The sequence below is a fragment of the Achromobacter sp. UBA5777 genome, assembly GCF_002418565.1.
Taxonomy (GTDB): Bacteria; Pseudomonadota; Gammaproteobacteria; order Burkholderiales; family Burkholderiaceae_B; genus Achromobacter; species Achromobacter animicus.
Genome location: NZ_DIEJ01000184.1, coordinates 1 through 17,285 on the forward strand (window position 1 = coordinate 1; position 17,285 = coordinate 17,285).

The window sequence follows — 17,285 nt, forward strand, 5'->3', positions numbered from 1 at the left end:
CTGCTGCCGCTGACGGCGGCCCGCGCCACGCGCGCCGACTACGCCTCGTTGCGCAAGCAGTTGCGCGACGAGCACGCGCTGCTGCACCGCGCCGGGCAACCGGCCTGGGCACGGCAGGCCAGCGCGTTTCACGTGCGGCTGGGCGAACTGTCCGGCAACACCATCCTGCACGGCTACCTGGCCGAGCTGGTCTCGCGCTGCTCGCTCATCGTGGCGCTGTACGAGCCGCCCGGCAACGCCGCCTGCGAACACGGCGAGCACGTGCTGATCGTGGACATGATGGAGCGCGGCGACGTGGCCGAAGCCGTGCGAACCAACGACAACCACCTTGCGGACCTGGAACGGCGCATCAGCCTTGAGCGCCCGCAGCCCGCGCAAACCCTTGCCCAGATGCTGGGACTGGCCTGACATGGAAATCGACTTCGACGCTATCACCGAATATCAGCGCTACAAGCTGATGGCCAGCCTGATCGTGCCCCGTCCGATCGCGCTGATCACCACGCTGTCCGACACCGGCGTGGTCAACGCCGCGCCGTTCAGCATGTTCAACATGCTGGGCGAGGACCCGCCCATCGTGATGGTCAGCATCAACCGCCTGGAAGACGGCGGGCTGAAGGACACCGCGGTCAACATCGCGCGCGACCGCGAGTTCGTCGTTCACCTGACCGACGAAGCCATGGCGGAAAAAATGCACCGCTGCGGCGACCGCCTGCCATCCGATGTCAGCGAGCTGGCGCACGCGGGCCTGGACGCCGCGCCCAGCCACCGCGTCGCGCCGCCGCGCATCGTGCAGGCGCCCGTCGCGTTCGAATGCACGTTGTTCGAGACCATGGAGACCGCCAGCCGCCAGATCTTCATCGGCCAGGTGCGCTGGCTGCACGCGCGCGACGGCCTGATCGACACGGAGACGTGGCGCGTGCGCCTGCAGGATTACTTTCCGGTGGGCCGGTTTGGCGCCAGCTTTTACGTGAGGACGCGGGATCGCTACGCCATCGACGCGGAAAAGAACGCGCCGGCCAGCACGCCCATCGACGAAATCTGAGGCCTCACCACACGGCGGCGTCGGAGCCGGGCGCCCGCAGGCGGCGCGCAAAGCGTCGCGACAGGAAGTCCACGAACGCCAGCGTCTTGGCCGGCAGGTTCAGGCGTTCCGGGTACAGCGCGTGAATATCCGCGGGCGGCGTGCGCCAGTCGGTCAGCACTTCTTGCAACCGGCCCGCGCGCAGGTGCGCCGCCGTTTCCCATTCGGACCGCATGACGATGCCGTGGCCGTCCAGCGCCCATTCCAGCGCGCTTTGGCCGTCGTTCGAACTGACCGGGCCGCGTACCTTCACCGTTTCGGCGCGTGCGCCGGATTCCAGCCGCCAGGTGCCGTAGGCCACGTCGTTCTCGCGCACGACGATGCAGCGGTGGCGCTGCAGATCGCCGGGGGCGCGGGGCTCGCCATGTATCTCCAGGTAGCGCGGCGAGGCGCAGAGCAGGCGCCGGTTCGAAGCGATCCGGCGCGCCGTCAGCCGCGCGTCCGGCAGGTCGCCAAAGCGCACCGCCACGTCAAAGCCTTCCTCGATCAGATTGAGCGGCCTGTCGGTCAGGCGCATCTGCACTTCCACGTCCGGAAACTGCCGGCAGAAATCCGAGACGGCGGGCACGATGTGGGCGCGTCCAAAGCCGAACGTCGCGTTCAGGCGCAGCAGCCCCTGGGGTTGGGCGCGGGCGCTGGACACCGACCGTTCCAGCGCCTGCAGATCGGCCAGGATGCGTGCGCCTTCGGCCAGGTACAGCTCGCCTTCCTGAGTCACGCTGACGCGGCGCGTGGTGCGGTTCAGCAGACGCACGCCCAGCCGCTGCTCCAGCTTGGCCAACCGGGTGCTGACCGCGGGCGGGGTCAGCCCCAGTTCCCGCGCCGTGGCCGAGAGGTTGCCGTGCTTGACCACCAGCGAGAAGAAGGCGAGATCGGAGAGCGCGTCCATGGCGATTTATAAATTGAATTTAATAAAGATTTATAAATTCCACGAATTATAAGAACGAAACCGGCCTATACACTGGGTTCGCCGATACAGAGCCGCGCCACGCGGCCACACGAGGAGACCCGAAATGAAGATAGCCAGATTGGCCGGCGCATTGTGCGCGGCCGTTGCCGCATCCTGTTGGGCCCATGGCGCTGCGGCCAGCAATGCCTTTCCCGAACGCGCGGTGACGCTGATCGTGCCGTTCGCGCCGGGCGGCAGCGTGGACATCGCGGCCCGCCTGATCGCCGACGCGTGGGCGAAGGAACTGGGGCAGAGCGTGATCGTGGAAAACCGCGCCGGCGCGTCCGGCAACATCGGCATGTCGGCCGTGGCGCGCGCCGAACCCAACGGCTACACGCTGGGCATCAACACCATGTCGCTGGCGATCAATCCGGCGCTCTTCAAGAACATGCCATTCGACACCGCGAAGGATCTGCGCTCGGTGGGAACGGTGGGCACGTCCCAGCACGTGCTGACGGTCACCAATTCGTTGCCCGTCGCGTCGGTGAGCGAGCTGCTTACGTACGTGCGCGCGCGTCCCGCGAACGAACTGAGCTTTGGCTCGGCCGGCACCGGCAGCACGTTCCACATGGCCGCGGAGCTCTTCAAGTCCGTGTCCAAGACGCAGATCATGCACGTGCCATACAAGGGCGGCGGCCCGGCCATGCTCGACACGATCAGCGGCCAGGTGCAGATGAGCTTTCCGGTGCTGTCCGCCGCCAAACCGCAGGTCGACGGCAAGAAACTGCGCGCGCTAGGGGTGACCGGCACCAAGCGCTCGCCGCTGCTGCCCGACGTGCCGACCATCGCCGAGTCTGGTCTGCCTGGCTATGAATTCAACACCTGGTTCGTCGTCAGCGCGCCGGCCGGCACGCCGCAGGCGGTGATCGACACGCTGAACGCGAAGCTGGGGCAGGCGCTGAAAACGGACGCGCTGACGCAACGCATGCAGCGGGAGGGGTTTGAACCGCTGATCACCACGCCGGACAAGACCGACGCGATGGTGGCCGCCGAGATGACGCGCTGGTCCGGAATCGTCAAGGAAGCCGGCATCGAGGCGAACTGAACGCGCAGGATGCACTCGCAATAGCCGGCGGCGATACCGCCGGCCGCAATACCCGCCCGCGCGCACTGCGGGCGCCTCTTTCAAGCAAGGAAGCACAGACATGCCCGGCATGACGCTTTACGACAAACTGGTGGCCAGCCATGAGGTGGCCCGGATCGACGCGGAGCACGTGCTGCTTTACGTCGACCTGCACATCATGAACGAGTACACCAGCCCGCAGGCCTTCAGCGGCCTGGCCGCGCGGGGCCGCGACGTGTTGCGCCCGGGCCAGCAGATGGCGGTGGTGGACCACATCATCCCCACGCATCCCGTGCCTTCCGCGCTGCGCGTGATTGCGGACGATGCGTCGTCGCGGCAGGCGCTGAACCTGAAGCGCAATTGCGATACGCAGCACATCGCGCTCTTTGACACGACCGATCCGTTGCAGGGCATCGAGCACGTCATCGCCCCGGAACACGGCATGATCCTGCCCGGCATGGTGGTGCTGTGCGGCGACAGCCACACCACCACGTACGGCGCGTTGGGCGCGCTGGGCTTTGGCATCGGCACCAGCGAAGTCGAACACATTCTCGCGACGCAGACGCTGGTGTACCGCGTGGCGCGCAACATGAGGATCCGCATCGACGGCGCGCTGCCGGCACATGTGTCGGCCAAGGATCTGGTGATCTACATCGTGCATCGCATCGGCGCGCAGGGCGCGCGCGGCCATGCCGTGGAGTTCTGCGGCGAGGCGGTGGCCGCGCTGTCGGCCGAAGCGCGCATGACCCTGTGCAACATGACGGTTGAAGCCGGCGCGCGCGCCGCGCTGATCGCACCGGACGCCGTCACTGACGCCTACGTCACGGCGCAGGCGCCGCAGCTGCGCGGCGCAATGCTGGACGACGCGCGCGCCTGGTGGGCCACGCTGCGCTCGGACGACGACGCGCGCTTCGATGTGGAACACGCGTTCGACGCCGGCCGCATCGCGCCGTTTGTGACCTGGGGCACCAGCCCCGATCAGGCGATGCCGGTCGATGGCGCCGTGCCGGATCCGCAGGACGAGCCCGACGCGCTGGCCCGGCTGGCGCTGCAAAAGGCCATGGACTACATCGGCCTGGCCGCGGGCGCGCCCATCGCGGGCGTGCCGATCGACCGCGTCTTCATCGGTTCCTGTACCAACGGCCGCATCGAGGACCTGCGCGTCGTAGCCGATCTGGCGCGCGGCAAAAAGGTGGCGGCGGGGGTGCGGGCGATGGTGGTGCCCGGATCTGGCGCAGTGCGCGCGCAGGCCGAAGCCGAAGGACTGGCCGCCGATTTGATCGCGGCCGGCTTTGAATGGCGCCAGCCCGGCTGCTCGATGTGCCTGGCCATGAACGACGACGTGCTGCGCCCCGGCGAGCGCTGCGCGTCCACCACGAACCGGAATTTCGAGGGACGCCAGGGGCGGGCAGGGCGCACGCACCTGATGAGTCCCGCGATGGCCGCAGCGGCTGCGCTGGCCGGCCGTATCGTCGACGTGCGCACCTGGGGAGACGCCAAATGAATGCCATGACCGAAGGCGTAGCCGCGCCGCTGCCGTACTCCAATCTGGACACCGACCAGATCATGCCCAAGCAGTTCCTGCGCATCATCGACAAGGCCGGGCTGGACAAGGGTCTGCTGTACGACCTGCGCTTTGACGAAGCGGGCGCGCCGCGGCCGGACTGTGTGCTGAACCAGCCGGCGTACGCGGGCACGTCCATTCTGGTGGCGGGGCCCAACTTCGGCTGCGGTTCCAGTCGCGAGCACGCCGTCTGGGGCTTGCAGCAGTTCGGCATCCGGGCGGTCATCGCGTCCAGCTTCGGCGAAATCTTCTACTTCAACGCGCTCAACAACGGCCTCCTGCTGGTGACGTTGCCACCGGTCGAGGTCGACGCCTTGCTCTCGAAGGTGTCCAATACGGCGGCGGCCGGTGCAAACCGCGTCAGCATCGACGTGATGGCCGGGCAGGTGCGCGCGGCCGACGGCTGGACTGCGCACTTTGACCTGCCGGCGCGGCATCGGCATATGTTCGCGCAGGGGCAGGACATGGTGGGCGCGACGCTGCAGCAATTGCCCGACGTGGAGCGTTTTGAAGCCCGCCATTGGGCGCGCTTTCCGTGGATGAAGGACGTGGCGCGTCAGGTGCGCGACCGGCTGGACGCCGCCTAGCGCGTGACGTGCGCGACAACAAAAGGAGATGACGCAGATGACCGCCTTTTTCGACCTGCCGGTGCGGCGTTTTCGAGCCAACGGGGTGGACATCGCCGCCCGCATCGACGGCTCGGGTCCGCCGCTGTTGCTGTTGCACGGCCATCCGCAGACTCACGCCATCTGGCACGGCGTCTGGCGCGACCTGACGCGTCATCGGACCTGCGTGGCTGCCGACCTGCGCGGCTATGGCGACAGCGAGAAGCCCGCTGCCAGTGCCGATCACACCGCGCATTCGAAGCGCACCATGGCGGCAGACATGGTGGCGCTGATGCGCGGACTAGGCCATCACCGTTTCGAGATCCTGGCGCATGACCGCGGCGCACGCGTCGCGCACCGGCTGGCGCTGGACCACCCCGAGGCCGTCTCACGCATGATGCTGCTGGACATCGCGCCGACACTGGATATGTACGAAGGCACGACGCGCGCTTTTGCGCAGGCTTACTTCCACTGGTTCTGGCTGATCCAGCCGGCGCCAGTGCCGGAAACGATGATCGAGCACGATCCCATCTTTTACCTGCGGTCCGTGATGGGCGGCCGGCCGGGCGGACTGGCGCATTTTTCGGCCGAGTCCATGGCCGAATACGAACGCGCCGCGCGCCAACCCGGCTGGGCGACCGGCATTTGCGAAGACTACCGCGCCTCCGCCACGATCGACCTGGACCACGACAAGGCCGGCCGCGCGGCGGGCGAGCGCCTGCGCATGCCGGTGCGCGCGATGTGGGGCGAGCGCGGCGCCGTGGGCCGCAACTTCGATGTGCTGGCCCTGTGGCGCGCGGTGGCCGACAACGTGACCGGCGGCCCGCTGCCCGGCGCGCACTATCTGGCCGAGGAAACGCCGGACTCGGTGCTGGCCGAAGCCGGAGATTTCTTCGGCTGGCGATGAAGGGGCGGGGCGCACCGCCTGTCAATCAAGCCTCGGCAGACGATAGGGCTATCCAAAAAGGGACGCACCCCTGGTGTTAACCTTCGGCCCATGAATCGTTACTTCGCCGATCTTTCCGAATTGCCCGACGCCGAGGACGCCCAGCGCGCCTTCAAGATGTCGGATTCACCGTGCGTGGCGGTGTGCTCCACGCTGTTTGACGACATCTGCCGCGGGTGTGGGCGCACCGCCATGGAAGTCGCCAACTGGGTGTTCATGTCGGAAGAAGAAAAGCGCGAAGTCTGGATCCGCATCAAGGCGCAAGGGTATCCGCGGCGCAACAACTGACGCGTGGCGCACTGACGCGCCGCCGCGCCCGGGCATGACCGCGCCGCCATCCACATTGAAGCCGCGTTAAAGACGCGAAGCCGCGCGCTTGCGTCCCCGTCTTGGGCTTGTCACATGACGCAGGCTGAATAGCGCCATTGCCCACTTCCGGCTCCATCATGCGCATCGTTCTCGTCACGGATGCCTGGCATCCGCAAGTCAACGGCGTCGTCCGCACCTGGTCGACCATGCGGCAGATCCTCAGCGACTGGGGCCACGAGCTGATCGTGGTCAGCCCCGAGGGCAGCCGAACCATCCCCGCGCCCTCCGAACCCGATCTGCGGCTGTGCCTGCAACCCGGCCGGCAACTGCGCCGCATCCTGGGCGACACCATCCCCGACGCGCTGCACATTGCGACGGAAGGCCCGCTGGGTCTGGCCGCCCGGCGCATGGCGCTGCGGCGGGGATGGCGCTTCACTACGTCGTTCCACACCATGTTTCCGGACTACCTGCAGGCGCGCATGGGCATCCCTGCCGCGCTGCCGTGGCGCTACCTGCGCTGGTTCCACCGGCCGTCGCAATGCGTGCTGGTGCCCACGCCCACGGTGCGCGACATCCTGGTGCGGCGGGGCCTGACGAATCTGCGCGTCTGGTCGCGCGGGGTCGATCCGCGCAAGTTCCAGCCCTCGGCCAGCCAGGCGTTCCAGGACCTGCCCCGGCCGGTCTGGCTGAGCGTGGGCCGCGTGGCCAAGGAAAAGAACCTGGATGCGTTCCTGTCCCTGGATCTGCCGGGCAGCAAGGTGGTGGTGGGCGCGGGACCCGATGAGGCCCGCCTGAAAAAGCGTTTTCCGGATGCGGTCTTCCTGGGCATGCAGCGGGACGGTGCGCTGCCCGGGTATTACGCGGCGGCCGACGTGTTCGTGTTTCCCAGCCTGACCGACACCTTCGGGCTGGTGATGCTGGAGGCCATGGCCTGCGGCACGCCGGTGGCGGCCTTTCGCAGCGAGGCGCCGCTTGCCGTGGTCGAAGAGGGCGTGACGGGCCGGCTGGACGACGATCTGAAGCGGGCCTGCCTGGCCGCGCTGCCGCTGCACCGCGACGCGGTGCGCGCGCAGGCGCTGACCCGCAGCTGGGATTCGGTCGCTTCGGATCTGCTGGACGCACTGGTGCCGCTGACCCAGGATGATTCGCGCGGGGCGGCCAACGACTGGGCGACCACCACCTGAAACACACGCGCCGCCCGGATTTGCTAGCCGTGCGGCGCGCCAACCTTGTACAATGCCCGGCAATCCTGAGGAGCGTTGCGACGACCCTGCGGTCCCCCATGTGTCTTACCCATGCGGACCCCGGCTCGCCAGGCTCAGGAATCCTTGTTCAAGCGCCGCGCCCCGCGCGTCGCTACAGCAACGGCGCTCACCTTTGTCGCGTATGGCGGGAAAGGCGAGCACTCGACTGTCGTGGTGTATTCGCGTTGTCCGGCCATCTCGTGCGCCGTTCGTATTTCACGTGGAGCCTACACACCATGAACGCTGTGACTGATAAATCCTTTACCGACTACCTCGTCGCCGACATGTCGCTGGCCGGCTGGGGCCGCCGCGAACTGGCCATCGCCGAAACCGAAATGCCCGGCCTGATGGCCATCCGCGAGGAATTCGCCGCATCGCAGCCGCTCAAGGGCGCGCGCATCGCCGGCAGCCTGCACATGACCATCCAGACCGGCGTGCTGATCGAAACGCTGGTGGCCCTGGGCGCCGAAGTGCGCTGGGCCTCGTGCAACATCTTCTCCACGCAAGACCACGCCGCCGCCGCCATCGCCGCGTCCGGCACCCCGGTCTTCGCCGTCAAGGGCGAGACGCTGGAAGAGTACTGGCAGTACACCCACAAGATCTTCGAATGGCCCAATGGCCAGAACGCCAACATGATCCTCGACGACGGCGGCGACGCCACGTTGATGCTGCATCTGGGCACCAAGGCTGAAAAGGACATCTCGGTCCTGGCCAACCCGGGCAGCGACGAAGAGCGCATCCTGTTCGCCGCCATCAAGGAAACCCTGAAGCGCGATCCCAAGTGGTACTCGACCCGCCTGGCGCTGATCAAGGGCGTGACCGAAGAAACCACCACCGGCGTGCATCGTCTGTATCAGATGTCGCAAAAGGGCGAGCTGGCCTTTGCCGCCATCAACGTCAACGACTCGGTCACCAAGTCCAAGTTCGACAACCTGTACGGCTGCCGCGAATCGCTGGTCGACGGCATCAAGCGCGCCACCGACGTCATGGTCGCCGGCAAGATCGCGGTTGTGGCCGGCTACGGTGACGTGGGCAAGGGCTGCGCCCAGGCGCTGGTCGCGCTGCGCGCGCAAGTGTGGGTCACCGAAATCGATCCGATCTGCGCGCTGCAGGCCGCCATGGAAGGCTTCAAGGTCGTGACGATGGAAGAAGCCGCCGCCCACGGCGACATCTTCGTCACCGCCACCGGCAACTACCATGTGATCACGCGTGAGCACATGAACGCCATGAAGGACCAGGCCATCGTCTGCAACATCGGCCACTTCGACAACGAAATCGACGTCGCTGCCCTGGCCGACTGCCAGTGGGAAGAGATCAAGCCGCAAGTCGACCACGTCATCTTCCCGGACGGCAAGCGCATCATCCTGCTGGCGCAGGGCCGTCTCGTGAACCTGGGCTGCGCCACCGGCCACCCCTCGTTCGTGATGTCGTCCTCGTTCGCCAACCAGACGATCGCCCAGATCGAATTGTTCACGCGCAACGACGCCTACAAGTCCGGCGAAGTCTACGTGCTGCCCAAGCACCTGGACGAGAAGGTCGCCCGCCTGCATCTGAAGAAGCTGGGCGTCAAGCTGACGACCCTGCGCAAGGACCAGGCCGACTACATCAGCGTGCCGGTCGAAGGCCCCTACAAGCCCAACCACTACCGCTATTGATGGATGTAGCACAATAGGAAAATTCCGCGCCATGTCGGCGCGGGTTTTCCGGTCTGCGGGTCACGCCCGTCGCCGCCCGGCGCCGACGGGTCCGCGGAGCGTCAATACAGGAGTTCGAACATGGTGACACTGATACTCGTCTGGATCCTGAACGCAGTGGCCTTGCTGGCCGTTGCCTACCTGCTGCCCGGCATCACGGTGGCCAGTTTCGGTTCGGCGCTGATCGCCGCGCTGGTGCTGGGCCTGGTGAACATGCTGGTCAAGCCGGTCCTGGTGCTGCTGACGCTGCCCATCACGATCGTTACCCTTGGGCTCTTTCTCATCGTCATCAACGCCTTGCTGTTCTGGTTCGTGGGCTCCGTGCTCAAGGGCTTCCAGGTCAACGGGTTCTGGTGGGCCGTGGGCGGTGCCATCCTCTACAGCATCATTTCCGGTCTCCTGACCAAGCTGATCCCGTAGGGTAGAGCCCCCCCGAGCGCTGCGCGCTTCCCCCAGGGGCGTGCCTGCGGACCGGCGGAGCCCGGATCCGCGGCACCCCGCGGGGTCACACCGGCCGAATGCGGCGCTTAGTTATAAAAAGATTGATATGTCCGAATCGAACTCTCCTGCTTTCAGTCTGGAATTCTTTCCCCCGCGCGATCTGGCCGGCCAGGAGCGTCTGGTGCGTGCGGCCAAGCAGATGCTGGCCATCCAGCCCAAGTACGTCAGCGTGACGTTCGGCGCGGGCGGTTCCACGCGCGCCGGCACGGCCGACGCGGTGCGCACGCTGCGCAATCTGGGCTGCGATGCGGCGCCGCACTTGTCGTGCGTGGGCGCGTCCCGCCAGGATCTGCGCGACATCCTGCAGGCCTACAAGAACGAGGGCGTGCGGCGCGTGGTGGCCCTGCGCGGCGACCTGCCGTCGGGCATGGGGGGCGACGCGGGCGAACTGCGCTACGCCAATGAACTGGTGTCGTTCATCCGCGAGGAAACCGGCGACTGGTTCCACATCGAAGTGGCCGCCTATCCCGAAATGCACCCCCAGGCCGCCAATCCTTCGGCCGACCTGGACCATTTCGTGACCAAGGTGAAGGCCGGCGCCGATGCCGCCATCACGCAGTATTTCTTCAACGCCGACGCCTATTTCGACTTCGTCGACCGCGCCCGCGCCAAGGGCGTCAACGTACCGATCGTGCCGGGCATCATGCCCATCACGAACCACACGCAGCTGCTGCGGTTCTCGGAAATGTGCGGCGCCGAAGTGCCGCGCTGGATCCGCCTGCGCCTGGCTGAATTCGGCGACGACAAGGCCTCGATCCGCGCGTTTGGCGTGGATGTGGTGACCGAGCTGTGCCAGACGCTGCTGGACAACGGCGCGCCGGGCGTGCATTTCTACACGCTGAACAGTTCCGAAGCGCCGCTGGCGATCTGGAAGGAACTGACGGTGTAGGCAGTTGGCTGCGCGGCGGCTGCAGGCTTGGTGCCCGCCGCCATCGCAAAGGGCCTGCGACTCCGGCGGCTTCGATGAAACGGTCAGCCCGATCCCCACGACGCGATACGCGGAGTGGGGATTTTTCTTTTTGGGAAACTGCTCATCAGCAAGCTCGCGAATGAGCAGCGATTTGTTAACCGGTCCCGCACCTCTGACAAATCAGACCCGCTCTTCCGAGCTTTCGAACTATTCATATATCCAGGGGGACGGTCCCGCCTTAGATTGAACGGCTTTTCGTTCAATTGACGAGTGACACGCACATGGCGGGTGCAGCGAATGATTTGATGGACGAGGCGTCCCAGTGGACACGTCGCGTAGTAAAAGCGTTTCCGCGCCCCGACTGGGCAACGCTTGAACAGGAACCCCGGCCCTGGATTCTTCTGGACGGCGCGCACAGCGACTCGCTCGAGAACGACCTTCTGCAAATCAGGCGTGGATTCGAGTATCGCTGGGTCTGGCGCGATACGCCTCGGGAATACCGAAATCCAGGCTATCGCCATGGCCCCCTGCTAGTTCCGCTCGACGAGGCATTGTTCACCCACGCCGTCGAACATTGGCTCCGCCAGCACGCAGGAATCATCTTGGTGGCTCCCGACGATATCGACCTCCTCGCCGCCCACCTCCAACAGTTGCACCAACTGACGGGTACAGACGGATTTCCGCTCAGGTTCAGCCTTAACGGCGCGCGGGCGCTCGAAGAGTTCTGCGAAGGCTTGACGGCGCATTCCCTGTCCAGGCTGTTCGGCCCCATCCAACGCTTCATCTGGTATGCGGGCAACGAGCATCACGGCGAGTGGTTGGGTGCGGATTCTCCCGTACTCGGACAAGTCGCACCCGCGCTCGACGAGCCCATCGCTTTGACCAAAGCCGACGAGATCTCACTCGATCAGGCCAGCCTCGCGTGGTTCGTGCGGGACTGCGTGCGCAGTACTCGCCGACAAGCATCAGCGTACGACAACCCCGAGAATGAACCGGCGCTATGGCGGCGCACTGACCTGTTCGTCCGCGAGGCCGCGGATCAACTCGCGCTCACCCTCGAACGCGACATTCGCCATTACGTCGATCTGCGGTTTCGCTACCCGCAAGAATTTTTCGGGAAGGACAGCGTGCTTCGGGAAATCCTGATCGAACGGCACATTCCGGGAAAGCAGCGACTGGTGGACGCCGAAGCACGACTCTCTGCACTCGCGGCGCGGTAAAGGAAACCCATCGCGTGAACTTCAAAAAGGCACTGGGCTCCATCCGCCCGAACGAGAAACGCCTCGGCAAAGCCATCTCCCCACCGCCCTGTGAACGCGGCGTGCCCCTATATCCGCTGCGCTACGGCATTGCCGATGACGCGTGGGATAAGGAAGTGTTTCCCCGCCTGAGCACCGAGGGCTATCCCCCGCTCACTGCGGGCAAAGCGTACGGTTTGCGCACCTTGCGTCCGGGCACCTACGTCTACCTCTGCTACTTCGAGCATGGGCGTATGTGGACGCAGCACTACCAAGTCACTGAAGACGTCAAGTTCGCTCGCATCTGGTGGAGTTATGACGACGACCAGGATGCAACGCCGGGCAGGCTAAGCCGCCCCGATACGGTCGGCGCCACGACATATCTTTTTGCTCCTGACGCAGAGACCGCGGAAACCGTTCACATCCTGGTTAGCGACACGCTGCTGTCCCACCGCACCCTCTGGGCTATCGAGACCAACGAGGGAGGGCTTCGCGATGCGTTGAGCACGCAATGCAGGCCTGCGGGCAATGCATATCAAAACGACGTCTTCGACGCGACGCTGCTGGGACAGGCGGCGCCTGAACTCGTCTCGCCATCCGGATACGGCGTGCCCAAGCCTTTCGCATGGAGCGAGATCCAGTTCTCAGAAGAGGCGCCAAACCACCACAACGTATCGGGCAACATGTACATCGCGCTGCTGCCGCGCAAGGACTTCACGCCTCTGGTGGTGGCATTGCAGGATCCGATCGGAATCGCCAGCGAGCTTCATTACCTGATCACTTATTCCGTGAAGCTCAAGACGGAATACGCCGGACGGAACGCACACAAACTGCAGAGTGGAACCTTCATCAGCAATTATTTCGAGGGGATGAAGAAACAGGCTGCGACGAATCCAAACCTGGCCAAGACGCTCGTAAGGCAGCAAAACCTGGTGAACTACGCCGGCGCGATTTCGTTTCCTCGCATTTATGCCAAAGAAATAGAAACGTTCGAAAGCACAATTGCCAAAGCGGTACAGGATTCCCTTGCGTGGGTTCGCCTGATCGACTTATCGCAACTCTTGGGCAAGGCACTACGGTGCTTTGACCGCAGCGTGATCCACAACGCACACGATTATGAGGAAGCTGTTCTTCAGTGCATTGGCGGACTGGTGCACTCCAAAGATGGAATACAGGTACTGAACGACCTAGTCAGTTTGCCAGTCGACGAAAGCCCCTTTTGGCTCGCGCTGGCCAATGGCAGCGAACTGCTTCTCGCCCGTTTGAAGTCCAGTTCCGGAGAGATCGCCAAGAACCTTTTTAGTGTCATGGACAATCTTTTGGAACAGCACCAGCTGACCACAGCCTCCAACGCGCTAATCGGGCTCCTGCAGGCGCTGCCGGAATCCAAAGTGGCGGATGTACTGATGCCACGTCTGCGGCATGTGATGGAGGTCAGAGCCGGCGTCACCCTTGTCCGTTACGACGTTGGAATCGACGACCTGCTGCGAGCCGCTTATGAATTCCAGGGGTATCAAACGCTTGGCGAAGACGGATTGCGGGGGTGGAAGATGCCGTCCCCGAAGATCAATCAGGCAGACCCTGGTCAGAAAACATCAGTCTATGACTGGGTGAAGGTTGGTGAAACCACGTACCGCGAACTTCACGAGGCGCCAACGGACAAGCCAGCACTGCCGCCACCCACGCCTATTCATGTGAAAGGCAATCCATTCATCAATATGTTGAATCGCCTGCGCGGTCCAGGTGGACATCTGTTCTCCGGGCTGGGTGGATTTCTCGCGTTGAAGGGTCTTGCTGACGCTTGGAGAGAACTGGAAGGAGCCAATGATCGCGCTGTGACCATTGGCAGGCTGCTGGGCGCTGCGAGCGCAGTAGTTGGTGCAGGTATAGAAATTTCTATGTCAATTATTGCGGTCCAGGTTGGACGGCAAGGTAACGCCGCATTGGCGCTTAGATTGAAGACGCTTTCAGCGAAGCGAGGGGTCGCAGTCTTCGGCGCGCTAGGCACCGGACTCGTGGCTGCAGCTGACTCGGTGAGAGCATTCAACGCATTTAACGACAATAACGCTGAGCAAGGACGGATGTTGGTAGGTTCCGCGCTAGCCGGTGGAGCTCTAACAGTCGCGACCTGGGCAGGGGGAACGGCGACGGCGGCCACGCTTAGTAGCGGGGCCGCCGTCGCAGTGCTTGGGCTGAGTCCAGCTGGGTGGGTGATTGTCGCCGGTGTTGCCACATTGCTCATTGTCGGATTTGCCTTTGGCGCGGATATGAGTAAGCACGGACCGGCTGAACTTTGGCTAAAACATAGCGCTTGGGGCATCAGTGACCGTCATTACAACAATCGCGAGGAATTAGACGCTGTTCACAGCTTCTACTATCGCCCGCGCCTGACCCCGGAGTGGCATGCAGCCTCCAGCTTTCCCGTTGGCAACCTTCGCATCAGTTGCGAATTGCCCGGAATAACAGACATTCCTGCGGATAACTTTCAAACAAAGATGACTTTCATGTTGCGCGGAAAGCAGCTATCTCAGGTCGTCGGACCCGCTATTCATTCCATTGGCACGCACCCTGTCGACTATCACCGCGAATGCCTGGTCACGCCCTTGGGCAGCACTGGAAGAGAATGCGGTTGGTCAATCTTGATGCATAAGGACACGCGAGTTTTATTTGAATACCTGTACTTTCCTGATCCTGATGATCACCCCGGAACTGCGTTGCAGCAGCCAGACGCGCCAACGCCGATGATTTTTTCATCAAGCGGCTGGTTCACAGACTCCATTGACTCAACTAAGCTCGAACCTGTGCGAGCGCCAAAATGAGTCGCGCCATTAAGCTCCTCCCAAAGAGCGTTCGTATCGGTGGAACGCCCCTGTGCAGAGGTTCCTCGACGACCGACAGGCCAGAGCCAGATGGGGTTCGACGCGTCAACAACGCGTGCGTTGAACTCGAAACATACGCAAATTATGTCCAGCGCGGTGCGGCAGGCTCTATAGGCATGTCCATCATAATCAGCGTCACCACTTCCATTGCTGCAGTACTAGGAATCGGCGTTGACAACTTAGATAGGGAAACGTTGGTAGCCATATTCGCATGGCTTCCTGCCCTGACCGTCTTGGCCTCTATTTTTTACTTGGCTGGGGGTGCGCACAAAAGTCGCGGCGCTTTCATTCGTATTCATCGCGGCACTCGCAAACTCTATTTCATCTACCCAAGGGAAACGCGTCTTCACGTCTTGGACTGGGATCGACTTGAGGCGTTAGCCGGTTACATCCCAACTTTTTCGGCAAGCGGCTACGCCAGCAGACATCCACTTTATTTGATCGGAATAGACCACGCGATGAACCCGCCAACCGAAATCTGTGCTGCGTGCGGCAACCTCGGCCTGTTCGACGGAGACCGATCAGCCAAGTCGCTGTGGGCTTATCTTCAGGCCTTTATGGCCCACGGCCCCGGAGGCTTGCCCGAACCCGCGCCGCTGCCTACTCGACTAAGCCGAAAGCAGGAGACTCTTCAACCCTATCGAGACTGGTATGTCGGCTTGCGCCGAAGGTTCGCCGAGCCCTATGGCATGTTGAAAGCGCCGATCACTATCCCACTTTGGCTCGGCTGGCTCTTGATCAACGCTTTTCCCGACAGCGTGGAGGCGTTCATTCAGTACAACGTGCCCTACACGCCGTTCCCCACGGACATTGACCAGTTGTGCGGGTTCGACGAAACCCAACCCGGCCACTGGCGTCAGTGACGAGCGCCACAAACCGTAAAGGACTTGCAAGCAAGGCTGTTAAGGGCCTGGATTTTCGTGCCTGGCGACACCCCTCATCGTGGCGCGGGGACGTATATCCAATCGACTCCGAACACCGTGAAGAAAAGGGCCCGATTTACGCCAACGCTTTCTTGCTGGCACAAATCGGGCTGATCATGGCTTTTGGTTGGCGCGCTGGGTGCGCCTGATAATCGCGGCGCCTGAACGGGCGCCGCACGGATCAATCCGCGTAAACACCCGCCTTCCGAATCACGCCGCCCCACTTGTCCACTTCAGACTTCAACCACGTCTGCAGACCCTCAGGCGTCTGCTTGGCTTCCGGCACGATCTCGGCGCCCAGTTCGGCCATCTTCTGCGTGAAGACCGGATCCTTCAGCGCGGTGCGCAGCGCGGCGTTGAATTTGTCGATCGCCTCGGGCGGGGTGCCCTTCGGGGCATAGACGCCGTGCCACACCTTCACCTCGAAGTCCTTCAGGCCGCCTTCCTTGAGCGTGGGCGCGTCGGGGAGCGCTTTGATGCGGTCCAGCGTGGTGACGCCGTACAGTTTGACGCGTTCGGCCTTGATCTGCGGGATGGTCTGCGTGGTCTGGTCGCACAGCACGTCCACCTGTCCGCCCAGTAGGGCGGTCATGGCCGGCGCGGTGCCGGCGTAGGGAACCGTTGTGAACTGCACGCCCAGCGACTCCTGCAGCAGCATGCCGCACAGCTGCGACACGGCGCCCAAACCGGCGTTGGCCAGGTTGACCTTGTTGCCGTTTTCCTTGGCGTACTTGATGAAGTTGGCCATGCCGTCGGCCGGCAGATCCTTGCGGCCCAGCAGAGTCATCGGCACGTCGGCGACCTGGCCGACGTACGAGAAGTCGGTCAGCGGATTGAACGACAGCTTGCGGTACAACGCGGGCGCCGTCGCCATGCCGTTGTGGTGGATCAGGAAGGTGTAACCGTCAGGGGCTGCGCGCGCCACATGCTGCGAGGCCAGCGTGCCGCCGGCGCCGGTGCGGTTTTCGATGACGATGCTCTGTCCCAGCGTCTTGGCCATCGAGGCGCCCAGGCTGCGCGCCACGACGTCGGTGGGGCCGCCCGCGGCAAACGGCACGACCAGCGAAATCGGATGGTTGGGGTAGGTTCCCTGCGCGCCGGCATTGCCAAAGGCCAGGCAGGACAGGGCCAGCATGGGCCAGGCTGCACGCTTGAGGGCGCGCGCGTAACGGTGGGACATGTCTCGCTCCTTGTAGTCTCTTGGCCCGCGATGCCGCGCATGGCGGGCAGGCATCGGCAGTGTGGCGCGACAAGGGCGAGGTTGGGAATTCGCGGTTTCGCAAGCCGGGCTTCGGCGCGCGGAAAGGAGGGTTAACGTGGACTTGCCCGCAGAAGCGCTAAAAAGCGTGCGTGTAGTGCCTCGGATGGGCTGAACCTTG

General features: G+C 63.9%; 16 protein-coding genes and 1 riboswitch. Of the genes, 14 read left to right on the forward strand and 2 right to left on the reverse strand.

The window, feature by feature from the left end; all coding sequences use genetic code 11:
• Together B3446_RS14300 and B3446_RS14305 are read left to right on the forward strand one after the other, a co-directional pair.
• Positions 1-408: FCD domain-containing protein (locus tag B3446_RS14300; protein ID WP_291382617.1), on the forward strand; the 408-nt coding region annotated here is incomplete at its 5' end.
• Position 409: 1 nt separating this feature from the next.
• Positions 410-1,042 carry a flavin reductase family protein gene (locus B3446_RS14305; RefSeq protein WP_191577608.1) on the forward strand — a complete coding sequence of 211 codons (633 nt, stop codon included), beginning with the start codon at positions 410-412 and terminating at the stop codon, positions 1,040-1,042.
• A 4-nt stretch (positions 1,043-1,046) separates the two neighbouring features.
• On the opposite strand, the gene B3446_RS14310 is transcribed toward B3446_RS14305, so the two are convergent.
• Positions 1,047-1,970 (reverse strand): LysR family transcriptional regulator, encoded by a 924-nt coding sequence (locus B3446_RS14310; protein ID WP_175136844.1) that lies wholly within the window; start codon positions 1,968-1,970, stop codon positions 1,047-1,049.
• Positions 1,971-2,094: 124 nt separating this feature from the next.
• Between B3446_RS14310 and B3446_RS14315 the strand changes: the two genes are divergently transcribed.
• From B3446_RS14315 to B3446_RS14370, 12 genes are all read left to right on the forward strand, one after another.
• Complete coding sequence (locus B3446_RS14315; protein ID WP_239213509.1) at positions 2,095-3,075, forward strand: tripartite tricarboxylate transporter substrate binding protein; 981 nt, start codon at positions 2,095-2,097, stop codon at positions 3,073-3,075.
• 100 nt (positions 3,076-3,175) lie between these two features.
• Positions 3,176-4,597: a 3-isopropylmalate dehydratase large subunit gene (leuC, locus tag B3446_RS14320; protein WP_291382622.1), complete on the forward strand. Its 1,422-nt coding sequence runs from the start codon at positions 3,176-3,178 to the stop codon at positions 4,595-4,597.
• The gene (gene leuD, locus B3446_RS14325) at positions 4,594-5,244 is read left to right on the forward strand and encodes a 3-isopropylmalate dehydratase small subunit (RefSeq protein WP_291382624.1); all 651 of its coding nucleotides are present in this window, start codon (positions 4,594-4,596) and stop codon (positions 5,242-5,244) included. The genes leuC and leuD overlap by 4 nt, the downstream gene beginning before the upstream one ends.
• A 37-nt stretch (positions 5,245-5,281) precedes the next feature.
• Positions 5,282-6,169, forward strand: coding sequence for an alpha/beta fold hydrolase (locus B3446_RS14330; RefSeq protein ID WP_291382626.1), 888 nt, complete (start codon positions 5,282-5,284; stop codon positions 6,167-6,169).
• 90 nt (positions 6,170-6,259) lie between these two features.
• Positions 6,260-6,496: a DUF1289 domain-containing protein gene (locus B3446_RS14335; protein ID WP_191577613.1), complete on the forward strand. Its 237-nt coding sequence runs from the start codon at positions 6,260-6,262 to the stop codon at positions 6,494-6,496.
• A gap of 158 nt (positions 6,497-6,654) precedes the next feature.
• Positions 6,655-7,701 (forward strand): glycosyltransferase family 4 protein, encoded by a 1,047-nt coding sequence (locus tag B3446_RS14340; RefSeq protein WP_291382628.1) that lies wholly within the window; start codon positions 6,655-6,657, stop codon positions 7,699-7,701.
• Between the two features lie 61 nt (positions 7,702-7,762).
• Positions 7,763-7,897: riboswitch (S-adenosyl-L-homocysteine riboswitch) on the forward strand.
• A 100-nt stretch (positions 7,898-7,997) separates the two neighbouring features.
• Positions 7,998-9,416 carry an adenosylhomocysteinase gene (gene ahcY, locus B3446_RS14345; protein ID WP_191577615.1) on the forward strand — a complete coding sequence of 473 codons (1,419 nt, stop codon included), beginning with the start codon at positions 7,998-8,000 and terminating at the stop codon, positions 9,414-9,416.
• 123 nt (positions 9,417-9,539) lie between these two features.
• Positions 9,540-9,875 carry a phage holin family protein gene (locus B3446_RS14350; RefSeq protein ID WP_056327402.1) on the forward strand — a complete coding sequence of 112 codons (336 nt, stop codon included), beginning with the start codon at positions 9,540-9,542 and terminating at the stop codon, positions 9,873-9,875.
• Between the two features lie 127 nt (positions 9,876-10,002).
• Positions 10,003-10,845, forward strand: a complete 843-nt coding sequence (metF, locus tag B3446_RS14355; protein ID WP_056571275.1) for a methylenetetrahydrofolate reductase [NAD(P)H] — start codon at positions 10,003-10,005, stop codon at positions 10,843-10,845.
• Positions 10,846-11,171: 326 nt separating this feature from the next.
• Complete coding sequence (locus tag B3446_RS14360) at positions 11,172-12,086, forward strand: DUF4123 domain-containing protein (protein ID WP_291382632.1); 915 nt, start codon at positions 11,172-11,174, stop codon at positions 12,084-12,086.
• A 14-nt stretch (positions 12,087-12,100) separates the two neighbouring features.
• Entirely contained in the window at positions 12,101-14,923 is a 2,823-nt protein-coding gene (locus B3446_RS14365) for a toxin VasX (RefSeq protein ID WP_291382634.1), read from the forward strand.
• Between the two features lie 176 nt (positions 14,924-15,099).
• Complete coding sequence (locus B3446_RS14370; RefSeq protein WP_291382636.1) at positions 15,100-15,846, forward strand: DUF6708 domain-containing protein; 747 nt, start codon at positions 15,100-15,102, stop codon at positions 15,844-15,846.
• 241 nt (positions 15,847-16,087) lie between these two features.
• On the opposite strand, the gene B3446_RS14375 is transcribed toward B3446_RS14370, so the two are convergent.
• Positions 16,088-17,086, reverse strand: coding sequence for a tripartite tricarboxylate transporter substrate-binding protein (locus B3446_RS14375; RefSeq protein WP_291382638.1), 999 nt, complete (start codon positions 17,084-17,086; stop codon positions 16,088-16,090).
• Positions 17,087-17,285: the final 199 nt, after the last annotated feature.

Excerpts from the sequence above, each read along its gene's own strand:
- B3446_RS14305 (WP_191577608.1), top strand. The coding sequence starts at position 410 with ATGGAAATCGACTTCGACGCTATCACCGAATATCAGCGCTACAAGCTG.
- B3446_RS14310 (WP_175136844.1), bottom strand. The coding sequence starts at position 1,970 with ATGGACGCGCTCTCCGATCTCGCCTTCTTCTCGCTGGTGGTCAAGCAC.
- B3446_RS14315 (WP_239213509.1), top strand. The coding sequence starts at position 2,095 with ATGAAGATAGCCAGATTGGCCGGCGCATTGTGCGCGGCCGTTGCCGCA.
- leuC (WP_291382622.1), top strand. The coding sequence starts at position 3,176 with ATGCCCGGCATGACGCTTTACGACAAACTGGTGGCCAGCCATGAGGTG.
- leuD (WP_291382624.1), top strand. The coding sequence starts at position 4,594 with ATGAATGCCATGACCGAAGGCGTAGCCGCGCCGCTGCCGTACTCCAAT.
- B3446_RS14330 (WP_291382626.1), top strand. The coding sequence starts at position 5,282 with ATGACCGCCTTTTTCGACCTGCCGGTGCGGCGTTTTCGAGCCAACGGG.
- B3446_RS14335 (WP_191577613.1), top strand. The coding sequence starts at position 6,260 with ATGAATCGTTACTTCGCCGATCTTTCCGAATTGCCCGACGCCGAGGAC.
- B3446_RS14340 (WP_291382628.1), top strand. The coding sequence starts at position 6,655 with ATGCGCATCGTTCTCGTCACGGATGCCTGGCATCCGCAAGTCAACGGC.
- ahcY (WP_191577615.1), top strand. The coding sequence starts at position 7,998 with ATGAACGCTGTGACTGATAAATCCTTTACCGACTACCTCGTCGCCGAC.
- metF (WP_056571275.1), top strand. The coding sequence starts at position 10,003 with ATGTCCGAATCGAACTCTCCTGCTTTCAGTCTGGAATTCTTTCCCCCG.
- B3446_RS14360 (WP_291382632.1), top strand. The coding sequence starts at position 11,172 with ATGGACGAGGCGTCCCAGTGGACACGTCGCGTAGTAAAAGCGTTTCCG.
- B3446_RS14370 (WP_291382636.1), top strand. The coding sequence starts at position 15,100 with ATGTCCATCATAATCAGCGTCACCACTTCCATTGCTGCAGTACTAGGA.
- B3446_RS14375 (WP_291382638.1), bottom strand. The coding sequence starts at position 17,086 with ATGTCCCACCGTTACGCGCGCGCCCTCAAGCGTGCAGCCTGGCCCATG.